At 54.2% G+C, this 14,736-nt stretch carries 11 protein-coding genes; 9 read left to right on the top strand and 2 right to left on the bottom strand.

Annotated features, from left to right (window positions below; all coding sequences use genetic code 11):
• Positions 1-11 precede the first annotated feature (11 nt).
• Complete coding sequence (locus KP708_RS02670) at positions 12-1,607, bottom strand: alkaline phosphatase (RefSeq protein WP_215750281.1); 1,596 nt, start codon at positions 1,605-1,607, stop codon at positions 12-14.
• A gap of 173 nt (positions 1,608-1,780) precedes the next feature.
• On the opposite strand from KP708_RS02670, the gene KP708_RS02665 reads away from it, so the two are divergent.
• The 3 genes from KP708_RS02665 to KP708_RS02655 all read left to right on the top strand — a co-directional run bounded on the left by KP708_RS02665 (position 1,781) and on the right by KP708_RS02655 (position 5,998).
• Positions 1,781-2,269, top strand: a complete 489-nt coding sequence (locus KP708_RS02665; RefSeq protein ID WP_252348074.1) for an RNA polymerase sigma factor — start codon at positions 1,781-1,783, stop codon at positions 2,267-2,269.
• Positions 2,269-3,207, top strand: coding sequence for a DUF4880 domain-containing protein (locus tag KP708_RS02660; RefSeq protein WP_215750280.1), 939 nt, complete (start codon positions 2,269-2,271; stop codon positions 3,205-3,207). Before KP708_RS02665 ends, KP708_RS02660 begins: the two co-directional genes overlap by 1 nt.
• A 100-nt stretch (positions 3,208-3,307) precedes the next feature.
• Positions 3,308-5,998: a TonB-dependent receptor gene (locus KP708_RS02655; protein WP_215757139.1), complete on the top strand. Its 2,691-nt coding sequence runs from the start codon at positions 3,308-3,310 to the stop codon at positions 5,996-5,998.
• A 40-nt stretch (positions 5,999-6,038) separates the two neighbouring features.
• On the opposite strand, the gene KP708_RS02650 is transcribed toward KP708_RS02655, so the two are convergent.
• Positions 6,039-8,390, bottom strand: coding sequence for a TonB-dependent receptor (locus tag KP708_RS02650; protein ID WP_215750278.1), 2,352 nt, complete (start codon positions 8,388-8,390; stop codon positions 6,039-6,041).
• 154 nt (positions 8,391-8,544) lie between these two features.
• On the opposite strand from KP708_RS02650, the gene KP708_RS02645 reads away from it, so the two are divergent.
• From KP708_RS02645 to KP708_RS02620, 6 genes are read left to right on the top strand one after another with little or no spacing between them, the layout of a single operon-like run.
• On the top strand, positions 8,545-9,873 hold the full coding sequence (locus KP708_RS02645) for an LLM class flavin-dependent oxidoreductase (protein WP_215750277.1): 1,329 nt from the start codon (positions 8,545-8,547) through the stop codon (positions 9,871-9,873).
• Positions 9,870-11,348: an ABC transporter substrate-binding protein gene (locus tag KP708_RS02640; protein ID WP_215750276.1), complete on the top strand. Its 1,479-nt coding sequence runs from the start codon at positions 9,870-9,872 to the stop codon at positions 11,346-11,348. Before KP708_RS02645 ends, KP708_RS02640 begins: the two co-directional genes overlap by 4 nt.
• Entirely contained in the window at positions 11,345-12,295 is a 951-nt protein-coding gene (locus KP708_RS02635; protein WP_252347387.1) for an ABC transporter permease, read from the top strand. Before KP708_RS02640 ends, KP708_RS02635 begins: the two co-directional genes overlap by 4 nt.
• Positions 12,292-13,125, top strand: coding sequence for an ABC transporter permease (locus KP708_RS02630; protein ID WP_215750275.1), 834 nt, complete (start codon positions 12,292-12,294; stop codon positions 13,123-13,125). Before KP708_RS02635 ends, KP708_RS02630 begins: the two co-directional genes overlap by 4 nt.
• On the top strand, positions 13,122-13,952 hold the full coding sequence (locus KP708_RS02625) for an ABC transporter ATP-binding protein (RefSeq protein ID WP_215750274.1): 831 nt from the start codon (positions 13,122-13,124) through the stop codon (positions 13,950-13,952). Before KP708_RS02630 ends, KP708_RS02625 begins: the two co-directional genes overlap by 4 nt.
• Positions 13,949-14,725 (top strand): ATP-binding cassette domain-containing protein, encoded by a 777-nt coding sequence (locus KP708_RS02620; RefSeq protein WP_215750273.1) that lies wholly within the window; start codon positions 13,949-13,951, stop codon positions 14,723-14,725. The genes KP708_RS02625 and KP708_RS02620 overlap by 4 nt, the downstream gene beginning before the upstream one ends.
• Positions 14,726-14,736: the final 11 nt, after the last annotated feature.

Raw genomic sequence — 14,736 nt, 5'->3', positions numbered from 1 at the left:
GAAATATCCACTCAGGCCTTTTGAAGGCCTGGGTTGCCACGCTCAACTGCAAAACTGGCGTAGGTTGAGAGCTGTCCATCGTGATTGTTCACCTGATCCAGAGTTTTAAGATCTGCTCGCCAGACGTCCCGGCCAACATCGCACAACACATAGCCACGCTTGTCTGTCGTTGCCTTAAGATGCGGGTTTTCACGCCGAACCGACTGGCTATGGGCGTCATTATCTCCAACGCCATCACCGCCTGACGAAATGGACGTCGCCAGAAATTCCACCGACACTGGCTTCTGCTTGGCGGGATCAATCACAAGATTGCCCGCATAATGCCGATGTGCGTCGCCCGTCACGTTGACCACGTTTCCAGGGCAGTGCTCTCCGATGAACTGAAGCAGTCGGTTACGGCTATGCATATAACCGGACCACTGATCCATACTGTAAAGCAGCTCCGAATGGGCTGACTTACGGTGAGCAAGATCCATAACCATGACCTGATGCGCCAGCAGGTTCCACCGCGTGTCAGACTGTCCCAGCCCGTTAAAAAGCCAGGATTCCTGCTGTTGTCCCATCATTGTGCGTTCGGGTGACCAGACATCCGGTCCCTGCGGAACGTCTTTATCACCATAAGCCTGATCGCTCCGGTACTGACGGGTGTCCAGCACGAACGTATTCATCAGATCACCAAAGCAGAAGCTTCGGTACATCTGCATGTGACTGCCATCTGGAAGAGAGCTGATACGAAGAGGCATATGTTCGTAATAGGCCTGCATGGCGGATGCCCGACGCAGACGGAAAATATCCGCCGGAGTTCCGTCCTGATCGGTATCCCCTGCCCAGTTATTATCAACTTCATGATCATCAAAGCTTACCAGCCATGGCGCAGCGGCATGAGCAGCCTGTAGATCCGGGTCAATTTTGTACTGCGCGTAACGGCGGCGATATTCGTCGAGGGAATAGATTTCCGGCCCGATGTGCCGACGGATTGCCGTAAATGGCTTTCCATAAACCGTGTGTACGCCTGCCCCAATATCGGGGCCTTCGTAAATATAGTCACCGTAATGGAAAACAAAATCGACGTTCTCATTCGCGATAGCTCGCCAGCCACTGTAATATCCAAATTCGTAGTGCTGACACCCTGCCGCGGCGAACCTTACACGCTGCACGCTTGCACCGGGCAACGGCAAAGTACGGGCACGACCTATCGGGCTCTCATGTCCGGCAATATGGAAACGATACCAGTAAGGCCGATCGGGTTGGAGCCCATAAACTTCAACATGAACGGAATGAGCGAGTTCTGGGTGAGCAATGGTCTGCCCCGACCGCAGGCGCGTTGAGAAACGCTCATCCTCGCTGATTTCCCAGTCCACCAGAACGGGCTTCAGGCGCTTCATTCCTCCCGCCTCTTCCAGCGGGTGTGGCGCAAGGCGTGTCCATATTACGAAACCGTCTGGTGCCGGATCTCCAGACGCGACACCCAACTGAAAGGGCGATGCATCAAACTCAGGAGTCTTGTCCAGATTATTCGGGGCGGCAGCAGACAACTGCTTCAGGCGATAGGAAAACAGGAGCCCGGCTCCCAGACCTGTCAGTACCCGTCGGCGGTTTAAAAGCATGATGGAAAATCTTTCGCTGAAATCGAGCGGTCGCACTCTTTCCAAGACAGCGAATGAGAGCGTTTGCCCATGCCCTTCAGCCTTTTTTCATGAAACTGTCACAGACCCACCCCGCCAAAATCCGTAATGGAGCGCTTCAGGCAGTCCATCTTTAAAACAGGATGATAGAAGCTTTGGCGGAAAACTGGTTTCCCTGTCAGCAGGAATGGCTGCGCCTTTGCCGCCGCATCAAAAGCCTGACACATCGCGATGATGCTGAAGATCATCTGCAGACGGCGCTGGCGAATTATTATGAACGCGCCAAAGACGACGTGACGCATCCGGAGGCATACATCACCAGAAGTGCGCTCAACCTGCATCTCAATGATTTGAAAAAAGCCTCATCGCGCCTGCAATCTTTCAGCGATGATCGGGATATTACATTAGAAATAGAAGATCCTGGGCCATCCCAGGAAGACGTTTATGCGTCAGGCCAAAGAATGGATCGCTTCCACGAGGGTTGCAGACAGCTTCCCGAAAAGACAAGGCAGGCCTTTCTTCTCAATCGTGTTGAAAAAATGAAGTATCGGGAGATTGCTTTAACGCTGGGAATGAGCGAAAGCAGCGTGGAAAAGCATATCGCAAAAGCTCTTGTCTTCCTTGCTTCCTGGATGGACCATTAATGCCTTCCGAAAAGCAGTTCGCAGTTCGGGAACAGGCCGCCCTCTGGATTGCGCGCCTGCACGCTGACGATTGTAACGACACGGATCGTGCCCGCTTTTTACAGTGGATGCGTGAGGACACCTGTAACGCCAATACTTTTGAACTCCTGACGGATTACTGGGAGCTTGGCGGCGGGGTTCCAACACAAAGCATTCCTGCAACGCCCGCAAAACGCTTAGATACGCATGGTTTTTCGTTAGGGCGTAGAAGTGCATTGGCCCTTGCCTCAGCTGCGCTCATCGCACTTGTGCCGATGAACAAGACTGCCCGGGCGTCCCGTGTTCTGCAGGCATCGACTGGGCATACTCTTCGCATTGCATTGCCTGATTACGGCACATGCCTCCTGGATTCAGGAAGCCGGATGACGCTGTCTGAAGATGGGCACCGCGCGCGACTGGAGCACGGACAAGTGCTGCTTTCCCCTGAAAGCCCATCAGATTTCCACCTCTCAGTTCGAAACGTCATAGTTCGGCTCTCACGACAGACCTCAGCTAATGTCCGCATGGAACAGAACTGCACAGACATCACGGCGCTTCGGGGCAGGATATTGCTCCGAAGCGGAACAACTGCCGCGCGTGATATCTGGATCCGAACGGGGCAGCGCTTTCGCATTGCCCAGAATGGTGCGGTGAGCATCGATTATCCCAACATCGAAGCGCTTCTTTCCTGGCAAACCGGACGTCTGATTTTTCGCAATACGCCTCTGGAAGAGGCTGTTTTAGAAATCCGACGGTATAGCCAACGTCAGATTATCCTGGCGTCGCCCACTGTTTCAAATATGCGGTTAAGCGGGGTTTATTTTGTGTCGCAGGGCGAGATGTTTTTGCGGATGCTTCCGCGCCTTCTTCCCTTGACGCTCCAGGAACAGGGAAACGTTTTCATCTTTCGTGCTTTATGACGGTTTCATGAAAACCGTTGAACAATGCTGAGGTTTTTCAGTTTTCGTTTGTCTTCCTGTCGAGACCGCCTTCTGCGATCACCAACAGGATAGAGAATACATGGCCGTCAACGTCCGGTGCCCCCTTCGCGCAGTTCTGCTTCTGACTGTAGGGACGACCATTCTGACCCATTCTGCTCTGGCTACACCGTCAGCCACAGCGAATATTCACATTAACCGTCAGCCAATGGCACAGGCACTGGAATCCCTGAGCCAACAGACCGGACAGAGTGTCATTTTTTCCCCTGAACTGGTGGGCCACCTTGAGGCTCCGTCCGTTAATGGTGCCCTGTCAGCTGACGCAGCCGTCGCGCGGTTGCTCAGTGGGAGTGGTCTGGTTGCCGAGGTTGCTCCAGGCGGCGGAATGGTCATTCGACGTGGTGCCGCTACAAAACGCCTCCCAAAGCGCATACGCGCATCGCGGACCCGGGATGCGCGCGACATTGAGCAGATTGTTGCAACAGGCCATCGAACGCGGTCTGTGCTGAGCATCAGCGGCGACCAGATGCAGGAAATGATGCCGGGTCAGAACCCGATGCAGGCACTGGATCTCTTGCCGGGCGTGACGTTCACCAATGTTGATCCGTGGGGAAACAACGAGCAGAACTCAAGCATTTACGTTCACGGTTTCTCCAACAGCCAGCTTGGCTATACCCTTGATGGCGTGCCACTCGGTGCAGGCGCTTACGGCAATTATAMTGGCCTCTCTCCGCAACGAGCCGCCATCAGCGAAAATATCGGCCAAACGTCCCTGTCCTCTGGGGCGGGCGCACTCGGAACAGCGTCCACCAGTAACCTGGGCGGAACGATTGAGTTCAATACGCGGGACCCGAAAGCAAAAGCCGGCGCAACAATCCGGCAGACTTTCGGCAGCTATTCCACGTTTCGCACCTATGCCCGTCTAGACACAGGTAATTTTGGGAACGGAAACGCGGCCTACGTCTCTTTCTCACGGCAAGATGCCAGACCCTGGAATCTTGGTGCAGGAAACAATCAGGGTGGCTATCAGGTAAACGGCAAGTTTGTTCATAAAGGTGAAAACACCACCATCACGGCGTATTTTGACTGGCAGGACAAAGCAGAGCCCAACACACAAGGCCTGACAGCGCCGACAGACCTCTATGCTCGCGGTGCGTTTTTCCCTGATTTGAACGCCGCCATGGCCAACTACCCTGCCATGACCTCCAAATCCGCAGCCCCGGGAACGCCCAATAATAAATACTATTACTCAGCAGCGCAGCGAACCGATTACCTCACCTATCTGAAAATCTCGCACAAATTTTCTCCAAACCTAACGTGGGATAACCAGCTTTACTTTCACTATGACGATGGCGCAGGTGTGGTCGCAACGTCCATTCGCACCAACGCTATCCTGACGATCCTTGGGAGCTACCTGGACCCGACTGGATCCAAATACATCAAGAATGGTCAGTTCACGTATAGCAATGCTGGAATTGACCCAAAGGTCTGGAATGCAACCGGCGGAACGGGTTTTGCTGTTCGTACGACGGAGTATGAAGATTATCGCGGAGGCCTGACCAGCACCCTGCACTATCATCTGGGCCACCATAATATTGAGGTTGGCGGGTGGTACGAACGCAACAACAACACACAGGGGCGTCTTTGGTATCCGCTCACTGCAACAGACACACTGACGCCTTATAAGCGCGCGACCAATCCTCTTTTTACTCAGTGGATGAATGCGTTTTACACGAACACATTTGTCACACACCTGCAGGATAGCTGGCGCGTAACGCCCCATCTGACCCTGACAGCAGGCTTCAAGTCCGAGATGGTTTATACCAACGGCACGCTGCCCGTCGCTGCTTTGCCGCAGTCTCTGGCATCATCGGTTAAGGGCGCAAAAACAATTGTTGATACCAGCACCCACACAGTGGCTGGCGGAACGATCCCGTCTTACAAGCCCTTTCTTCCTGCTTTTGGTGCCTTGTGGAGCTTCACGCCCCATGAGCAGCTATTTGCCAACATTCAGGAGAACATGAATTCGTTCGCACAGACGGGGTATGGCAGCACGTCACCTTGGGCCGTGACCAGCCAGGAAGCATTTGAAGACTTCAAGAAAACAGGAAAACCAGAGACGTCCTGGACCTATGAAGCCGGCATTCGAACCAATCGACCGCTGTTTCTCGGCCCACTCACCGGGATCAGTGGTCAGCTTGAGTATTACCATGTCGATTTCTTCAATCGTCTTGGCTCGATCAAGCCGCCTAATCAGGGAATTTCTGGCGTTGGTGGCACTGTAGCCAACCTTGGCAGCGTTTCGACAAATGGTATGGATCTGTCCTTCACACTACGGTTCGGGCAGCACTTCTCGATCTACGATGCCGTTTCCTATGTCAGCAGCATCTACGGCAGCGATTTCATGGACGGCACCACGCTTTACGCCACAAAAGGCGAGAAAGTCCCGGCTATTCCTGTCTGGTCTGACAAGTTCGCCATCAACTACAATCAGGCAGGCTTCAACGCTCAGCTCTTCGGAACCTATATGGGCGTCCGTCCAGGTACAATCACAAATACCGTCATGGTGCCACCAAGGTTCCAGCTTGGTTTCAGCTCTGGTTATACGTTCAAGCATATCCCGCACATGCAGAGCCTCAAGCTCCAGTTCAACGTCAGCAACCTGACGAACACGCGCTCCTGGTCCACCATCACCGCGGGAGATGGCTCAACGTATGTGGGTTATCCTACACCGCCACGCATGTTCTTTGGCACGGTGGCGGCCTCGTTCTGAAAAAATCAGAGGGATGGCAAGAACGCCATCCCTCGCTTTTTCAGAAGTCTGCGCGAACGCGCACTTCCCAGGTTGCTGGCCGGCCAGCAACTGCAATGTTGTCGCCACCCACAAAATAGCCGCGCGTCACGTCATAATGCTTGTCCGTGATGTTGCGACCAATGCCCTCGATCTTCCAGTGCCCCTTATGCGGGGCAAAAGAGATATATCCACCCCAGAGGGTATATCCCGGAATCGTATTGGCAGAGTTCAGGGCCGTACTCGTCGTACGCAGGCTGTAATCAACACCAGAAACGAGGTCGTATTTGCCGACGCGCCACGTATAATCCACAGAACCATTGGCTGTGAAATGCGGGACTTCAATGCCACGTCCGGAGACGTCCTGCTTCACGCCAACCCAGACACCATTAACTCGTCTGGAACTCGTGACCGCACTGAACTCATCGTATGCGCCTTCAACATAAGCGCCAGACTGCGCCACATGCAGCCCAGGGACCGGAGACCACTCGACTTCATATTCCCCACCAAACATGTGGGAACGTGGCGCATTGACGAACAGGCCAATGGCAGAGCCCGTGGTCGGGCTGTACGCGATGGACTGAACCTGACGGTCAAAATAGTCATAGTAGAAGAAGTCAGCATTCACTCGCAGGTTATACCGCGGCAGGATCAGCTTGTTGCCCACTTCGAAAGAATAAAGCTGCTCAGGCTTGAATGGGTTCGTCATCTGCGTGACGTCAGATGAGTTGTACACCGTGAAGCCACCGGATTTTACACCTTTGCTGAAGGTGAAATACGTCATGTCATGACTGAACGGATGATACTGAACGCTGAACTTTGCAGATGGCAGCGTATAGGACTGAGACTGCTGAGCCAGAGAGTTGTTCGGGTTCGTGACGACGCCCCCGACCAGATAATGAGCATACACATTGTCGAGGGTCCGCTTTTCGTGTTCGACACGAATTCCGCCGACCAGTTGCAGTTTTGGCGTCAGGTCATAGGTAACCTGACCAAATCCGCTGATGGTATTGACCGTCTGTGAATAACGGACATCGCCATCTGTATTATAGAGCGCTTCAAAGCCAGACTGGTAGCGATCATTCAACCACTGGTGCCCGTAGTAAATGCCACCGATCCAGTGAAGACGCCCGGACGTATTGGATGAGAACCGCAGTTCATTTGCCACCACATTGGCGCGCGTGTTAAATTTTACATCGGCGAGTGACAGCGATGAGTCATCAAAATTGTCGTATTCATTCCGCTGCATGTAGTCATAGCTGGCCAGGTTCGTGATCGTGAAATCACGAAGGTGCTTCTCAACCCGCAAGCTGCTCCCGCCCGTATCAATATGGCTGTAAGGCTTCTGGTCCGGTGTCAGTCCGGTTTCCTTGGCAAACTGCGCTGACGTACCCCAGCGCGTGTTGTAGCGACTGGTAGATGCCGGCATTGGATTGGTCGAACTCAGGCTGGTAATCGGGCGCCAGGCGTAAACCCCTGTTCCGTCAGACCGGTCACGGCTGCCATGCAGATTCCATTCGATTTTCCAGCTCTCTGACGGTGCATAGTCCACCAACAAGCGGGCGGCACCACGATTGACGTTGCCAAGATGCGCTTGCGCTTCAGGGTTGTACTGCCACGCCCCGCCCTGCTGTGTTTCGCCGGAGAGACGGAATTTCAGCTTGTCATTGATTGGGCCGGAAATATAACCGTCGATCTTGGCGCTATCGAAACGGCCATACTGAGCACTTACGCCCCCAGCCAGCTTGTCGGTGGGCTTATTCGTAATATAATTGATGGCGCCGCCCGTGGTGTTGCGTCCATAAAGCGTGCCCTGAGGCCCACGCAGAACTTCCACGCGCTGCATGTCAAACATCATTCCATTGATGCCGAACGGAACCGGGTTTGCCACCTCATCGATATAGATACCAACTGTTGGGGAATTATTACTGGAGTAGTTGTTGAAGCCGACACCACGGATGGTATACGTGAACTGTCCACTTCCATAGGAAGGCTGGATCTGAAGTGATGGCGTGGCATACTGGAGATCGAACACATTGTTAATGTTTCGGTTTTCCAGCATTTTTGCGGAAACCACACTGATTGATGTACCAATGTTCTGCGGGCTGTCTGCACGACGCTCAGACGTCACGACAACATTTTCCACCCGTGAAGGTTCAGCCGCATGCACTTTGGATGCAATCTGGGAATGAGCAGCCGTAGGGACAGTGCTTCCCTTCCGTGACGCAGCCTGGGTGGGCTTTTTCGTAGCATTCTCTTCCGCAGCCGCAGCAACATTCCAGAGCGGCAGGAATGCAACGCTGGAAATCAGTGCGATACGCCCACGAACAAGGAGGGCATTCCTGCGGTACGGAGCAGTGAGGACGTCGTGCATCGGTTCCGCCTAATAACTAAGTTTCTTCGTCGTTCTTTAAAACAACTATTTAATTGCGTTTAAGGGATAGAAAAACGATTCACAACAGGTTATGTTGTGAATGCAACAATTTTTTTGTGTTTCTGAACGCGTTGAAAACAAGAGATCAAGATCCATGGCTTCCCAGATGAAACTCGCCGCATTTCTTCTCCCTACTGGCCATCATGCGGCGGCTTGGCGTCATGCTGGATCTGCCCCTGATGCAGGAAGCAATTTCAAGCGTCAGCTTGAACAGGCACGCCTAGCTGAACGGGGATTATTTGATGCCGTGTTCATCGCAGATTTTACAAGCTCCATCGACGAAGCCACAATCGATGGCTTCCGCAGAATGACATATGCAGCATCTTTCGAACCTTTAACGCTTCTTGCCGCGCTTGCTGCCACAACAGATAAGATTGGCCTGATCGGCACTGTCAGCACAACATACTCTGTCCCCTATCACCTCGCCCGGCAGTTCCTCTCACTTGACCAGATCAGCGGCGGACGTGTCGGATGGAACCTTGTCACAACGGCTAACGTCAAGGAATCCATTCACTACGGACGTCCGAGCCATGTCCCGCATGCGGACCGTTATCGTCAGGCCCGAGAGTTCGCACAGATTGTAGAAAATTTCTGGGATAGCTGGAGCGATGATGCCTTCCTGAGGGACACAGAAAGCGGCGCCTTTTTTGCGCCAGAGGGCCGACGTCCCTTCGACTTCAAGGGCGAGTTTCTCTCTGCAGCGGGTCAGATCGATATTCCCCGCTCGCCACAGGGCAGACCCGTTCTTGTGCAGGCGGGTTCTTCTGAACCAGGCCGCCAACTGGCTGCCGAAACCGCAGAAATGGTTTTCACCGCACAGCAGGACATTCAGGAAGCAAAAGCGTTCCGCCTCGATCTCCACCGCCGTATGAGGGAAATTGGGCGAGACCCCGCATCCCTGAAAGTCATGCCAGGCGTATATCCGCTCGTTGGTCGTACACAGATGGAAGCGGAAGATCTGAAGGCCGAACTTGACGAACTTACCCATCCTGACGTTGGGTTATTCCTGCTGGGCGGCATGACGGGCACAGATCTCCGTGGCCTCCCCCTTGATGCCCCTCTTCCAGAAGCCCCGGCCGACTTCAACGGAAACCGCAGCCGCCAGACACTTCTGGTAGAGATGGCCAAGCGGCGCAACATGACCCTACGGGACCTGTATCTGGAGGTTAGCGGCGCTCGCGGCCATTGGTCCATCTATGGTGGCCCAAAGGAGATTGCAGATCAGCTTGAAGAGTGGTTTGTGGAGGGCGCGGCAGACGGGTTCAATGTCATGCCTCCCATTCTGCCGCAGAGCCTTGAAACGTTTGTGGAGCATGTGGTGCCAGAACTTCAGAGACGCGGCCTGTTTCGCACAGCCTATGAAGGCTCCACTCTGCGCGAGCATCTTGGCCTGAAGCGCCCGGCTCCCGGCGAGACCCCATGAAGTCAACTTTTGCTCTTTTAACCATGGCTGGTCTGAGCCTGGGCACATCTGCTCTGGCTCAGACGCGCGACACAATGAGCATTGGCGTCTCTATTGAGCCGCCTGGCCTGGACCCGACCCGCAGCCCGAGCGAGGCCATCGGCACAATCACATACAACAATGTCTATGAGGGCCTGACGCGACTGGACCGTGACGGGCACGTCCAACCCCTGCTTGCACGGGATTGGACTGTCTCAGATGAAGGCCGCGTTTATCATTTTGCTTTGCAAGAAAACGTTCATTTCCATGATGGGGCACTCCTAACCTGTGAAAATGTGCGGTTTTCCCTTTTGCGTGCAGGGGCGACGTCCAGCACAAACCCCGATCGTACATTCTTTACAAACATCGCGGATGTAAGCTGCCCCGACACCACCCACGCAGATATCGCACTCAAAAAAGCCCATGGCAGCTTCACCTATGAGCTTGCGTGGAATGATGCCTCCATCCTGTCACCCTCATCAGCAGACAAGAACGCCAGCCATCCCATCGGAACAGGACCGTTCCTCTTTCAAGCTTGGCAAAGAGGCGATCACGTCACCCTGTCCCGTAATCCCGATTATTGGGGAAAGGCGCCAGAACTGAAGGCTGTCACATTCCGGTTCATGCCTGATCCGCTTGCCGCCAGCAATGCGCTTTTGGCAGGGGAACTGGATGCTTATCCCTCATTCCCTGCCCCTGAAATTCTTGGCCGTTTTGCAGGAAATCCTAACATCAAGGTCGTTCGAGGCACCTTTCCGTTCAAAGCCATTCTGGCACTGAACAATGCTCGCAGGCCATTCAATGACATTGGCGTACGTCAAGCTCTTGCCTACGCTATCGATCGAAAGGCCCTCATTCAGGCTGGTGCCGACGGAGACGGGACAGTCCTGCAATCTCATATGGCTCCCAATGACCCAGACTATGCTGCACTCCCCGATCGGTACCCATACAATCCGGAACGTGCACGGGAGCTTCTCAAAGAGGCTGGCATCAAACCGGGAACGCAGCTGACGCTCTCTTACCCGCCCATCACCTATGCTCGCGATACGAGCGAAATCGTTGCCGCTTATCTGGAGCAGGTTGGCCTGATCGTTACGTTGCAGCCGTTGGAATGGCCATCATGGCTGGGCCGTGTTTTTGGGCAGGGCTCTTTTGACATGACAGTCATTGCCCATACAGAGCCGCACGACATCGGGATCTATGATCGGGATAACATCTATTTTCATTACAAAAGCCCGCAGTTTCATGAGCTATTTGAACAGTATGAAGCCAGCGACAACGCGGAGGATCGGCATCGCCTCTCCATCGCCATGCAGGACCGTCTCGCGCAGGATGAGCCCAACGTTTTCCTATATTCCCGCCCTCGGGACACCGTTCTGAACCGGCATATCTCCGGCTTATGGATCGACCAGCAAATCGCAGCCTGCCCTATGGCAGATGTGACGTGGCAACCATGATGACAAATCTTGCCTCTGCCATTTCAGGAAGACTGGTGGTTCTCGCAGTTGCCAGTGTGATCGTGTTCGCTTTGTTGAACCTTCTTCCGGGGGATCCGGCCACGGTGATGCTTGGGCTGGATGCAAGCCCGGACAGCATCGCGGCTCTCCATCACCAGCTAGGCCTCGATGCTTCCCCCGCAACACGGTATCTGCGCTGGATTTCTGGCCTGATGCACGGAGAGGCTGGAACGAGTTACACCTATGATGTCCCCGTTCGTGGGCTGATTCTTGAGCGCTTCCAGAGCACCCTCCCTCTGATCCTCCTAGCAACAGGCCTCGCTCTTCTCATTGGGTTGCCCACGGGAGCCATCGCAGCCACTCATCGTGGGAAAGGTCTTGATCTTGCCGTCATGGCAACGTTGCAGTTCCTCAAATCCATTCCGGACTTCTGGCTCGCCATGATGATGACGCTGCTGTTTTCCCTGACGCTACACTGGTTTCCGGCAGGAGGATTTACGGGCTGGAACGCAGGATTTTTCACCGGACTGCGAGCTCTTTTCCTCCCCACAGTCGCGCTCGCCATCCCACAGGCAGCCATCGCGGCACGCTTCATGCGCTCCTCTCTCATTGATGTTCTGAACCAGGACTTTATCCGGACAGCACGCGCTCAAGGCTACAGCCGCACGGCCGTTCTCTGGAAAGTCGCCATCCCGAATGCATTGATTCCGGTTCTAACCCTGATCGGCATTCAGCTTCCCGTTCTGGTGACCGGAGCAATTATTGTCGAAAGCGTGTTCAATATTCCCGGCTGCGGAAAACTTCTTCTGGAAGCCGTGAACCAGCGTGACATTCCGGTCGTACAAAACCTTGTCATGCTGATTGTCGCGGGTGTCCTGCTGCTCAATCTGGCACTTTCCATCATTGTTCGCTGGTTGGACCCGCGTCTTGCAGGAGAAAGTGCATGACCTGGCTTCGCACGAACAGGAGCCTAATTGCTGGAAGTGCCCTTCTTCTGGCGTGCCTTGTCCCAGCAACACTTACATGGATCTGGCGGGGTGGCCGCTCTCCTCTGATTGATATCGCGCATCGTTACGCTCCGATTTCTTTCTCTCACCCACTGGGAACGGACCCGTTCGGACGTGACATTGCGAGTTATGTCCTGACAGGGGCTTTCAACAGCACGGTAATCGCCGTGATTGCGGTGACACTTGCGACAGTCATTGGGACAGCCTTGGGGCTCGTTGCGGCTTACGGCGGTTTGCGCGGCAAAGCCGTGATGAGCACAGCAGATCTGGGGCTGGCTTTTCCCCCTATTCTGATTGCCGCCATGCTCGTCACAGCGCAAGGCGCCTCTGCCACTGGCGAAATTCTTGCTATTGCACTTTTCGGCATCCCAGCCCAGATCCGGATTACCCGACAGGCCGCACACTCCATTCTTGTGCTCGATTACATTGCAGCCGCCCGCATGGCAGGGCTGAACTCAATCAATACGATCCTTCGCCATGTTCTTCCGAACATCGCGCCCATCCTAATCGTTCATGCCTCGACGTCTTTAGCGTTGGCCATTCTCTCAGAAACCGGCCTATCCTACCTAGGGCTTGGGGCGCCGCCTCCACAGCCAGATCTGGGACGAACGCTCGCGTCTTATCAAATCCATATTTTTGACCACCCCCTGCTTGTTGCAATTCCAGGTGTGACCGTGATGGTTCTGGTGCTCGGGTTTAATCTGCTTGGCGACGGCCTGCGTGACCTTCTGGAGCGCCCTTTCAATCGACTGAAAGGACAGCCGTCATGACCCGCCTTCTATCCGTTCAAAATTTGTCAGTTCGTGCTGGCTCCACAGCTATTTTGCATCCTTTGTCCTTCACCATGAACGCTGGTGAAACCGTCGCTATCACGGGAGAGTCTGGGTCGGGAAAATCCACGCTTGCCCGTACGCTTATGGGATTGCTCCCTGATGGCTTTGAAACGTCAGGTCAGGCTCTGTTTGAAGACCAGAACCTCATTTCTCTTCCGGAGCACCAGTTTCGAAGCCTGCGCGGTCAGAAGATTGCCATGGTTTTTCAGGAACCCATGACCGCGCTTAATCCAGTCCGTCGGATTGGTCAGCAAATCGGGGATACGTTCCGACTGCACACCGCCATGACAGGTCGCGAAATCAAAGAGGCCGTTCATCAGCTTCTGGATCGTGTTGGCCTCAGTGCAAGGGTTTCAGCAAACGACTACCCTCACACGCTGTCAGGCGGTCAGCGACAGCGTGTGCTTCTGGCTATCGCAATCGCGTGCAAACCAGCACTGTTGATTGCTGACGAGTTCACAACCGCATTGGATAGCCAGACCCAAGCCGAGGTCATGGATCTGGTCCAGGATCTTGCATCTGAAAATCAGATGGCCATTCTGATGATTTCCCATGATTTGGGCCTGATCCGCCATAAAGCCAGTCATGTTCTGGTTCTTCAACACGGGACACTCGTGGAAAGCGCAAGGACGGAAAGACTTTTTTCAGCACCTCAGCACCCATACACACGTGCTTTACTGAGCATGTCCCTACACGGAGTGAACCATCCGCCGCTGACACGCCTGCCAGTGCCAGAAAATCTGGCGTCTGGGGTGGAGCCATGAGCCACCTTCTGGAAGCCCGGAATATCCAGTACGATGTTGCAGGCCGGGGAACATCGCTGTTTCGCCCCCAGAAACCGAGGACCATTCTACAAGATGTCTCGCTTCACGTAGATAGGGGCGAAACACTGGGGCTTATTGGGTCCTCTGGGAGCGGAAAATCTACGTTGGCTCGTATCCTCACGGGTTTAGTCGGTGCGAAAAGTGGTCAAATTTTCTTTGAAGAACAGGATATTACGTCCATCACCGGCGTTGCCCGCCACCGCTTCAGACCCCACATCCAGATGATTTTCCAGGACCCACAAGGAGCTCTGGACCCTCGGCAGACGGTGGAAAAAATCGTAGCAGAACCTCTTTATCAGACCAGTTTGAGTGCTGAAGAAAGGAACCGTCGTGTTCTTGACGTTCTGGCAGACGTGGCTCTGCCGGAAGACGCCATCAGCCGCTATCCGAGGGAATTTTCCGGAGGCCAGAGACAGCGTATCGCAATTGCCCGCGCGCTTGTAACCCGCCCCGATGTTATCGTGGCAGACGAGGCTGTTTCGGCGCTGGACGTCTCCACTCAGGCCGTCGTTCTGAACCTTTTGCTGGATCTGCAGGAGCGTCATGGGTTGTCATATATTTTTGTCAGTCATGACTTGGCTGTAATCCGACACATTTCACATCGTATTGCCGTTTTAGATGGTGGGAAAATTGTCGAAACGGGCCCCACAGCGGACGTTTTGACGCACCCTCAACACCCGACAACACGCGCCCTCATCAACGCCAGCCTCTGAAATCACACCCA

The organism is Gluconobacter sp. P5H9_a, assembly GCF_018812085.1.
In the GTDB taxonomy this organism is placed as follows: domain Bacteria; phylum Pseudomonadota; class Alphaproteobacteria; order Acetobacterales; family Acetobacteraceae; genus Gluconobacter.
The sequence above is the reverse complement of the archived record's forward strand: the minus strand, read 5'-3'. Positions and strand labels throughout refer to the sequence as shown.

What these genes read in the sequence shown, in the direction of transcription:
- KP708_RS02670 (WP_215750281.1), bottom strand. Translation starts at nt 1,607, where the DNA reads ATGCTTTTAAACCGCCGACGGGTACTGACAGGTCTGGGAGCCGGGCTC.
- KP708_RS02660 (WP_215750280.1), top strand. Translation starts at nt 2,269, where the DNA reads ATGCCTTCCGAAAAGCAGTTCGCAGTTCGGGAACAGGCCGCCCTCTGG.
- KP708_RS02650 (WP_215750278.1), bottom strand. Translation starts at nt 8,390, where the DNA reads ATGCACGACGTCCTCACTGCTCCGTACCGCAGGAATGCCCTCCTTGTT.
- KP708_RS02645 (WP_215750277.1), top strand. Translation starts at nt 8,545, where the DNA reads ATGGCTTCCCAGATGAAACTCGCCGCATTTCTTCTCCCTACTGGCCAT.
- KP708_RS02640 (WP_215750276.1), top strand. Translation starts at nt 9,870, where the DNA reads ATGAAGTCAACTTTTGCTCTTTTAACCATGGCTGGTCTGAGCCTGGGC.
- KP708_RS02635 (WP_252347387.1), top strand. Translation starts at nt 11,345, where the DNA reads ATGATGACAAATCTTGCCTCTGCCATTTCAGGAAGACTGGTGGTTCTC.
- KP708_RS02630 (WP_215750275.1), top strand. Translation starts at nt 12,292, where the DNA reads ATGACCTGGCTTCGCACGAACAGGAGCCTAATTGCTGGAAGTGCCCTT.
- KP708_RS02625 (WP_215750274.1), top strand. Translation starts at nt 13,122, where the DNA reads ATGACCCGCCTTCTATCCGTTCAAAATTTGTCAGTTCGTGCTGGCTCC.
- KP708_RS02620 (WP_215750273.1), top strand. Translation starts at nt 13,949, where the DNA reads ATGAGCCACCTTCTGGAAGCCCGGAATATCCAGTACGATGTTGCAGGC.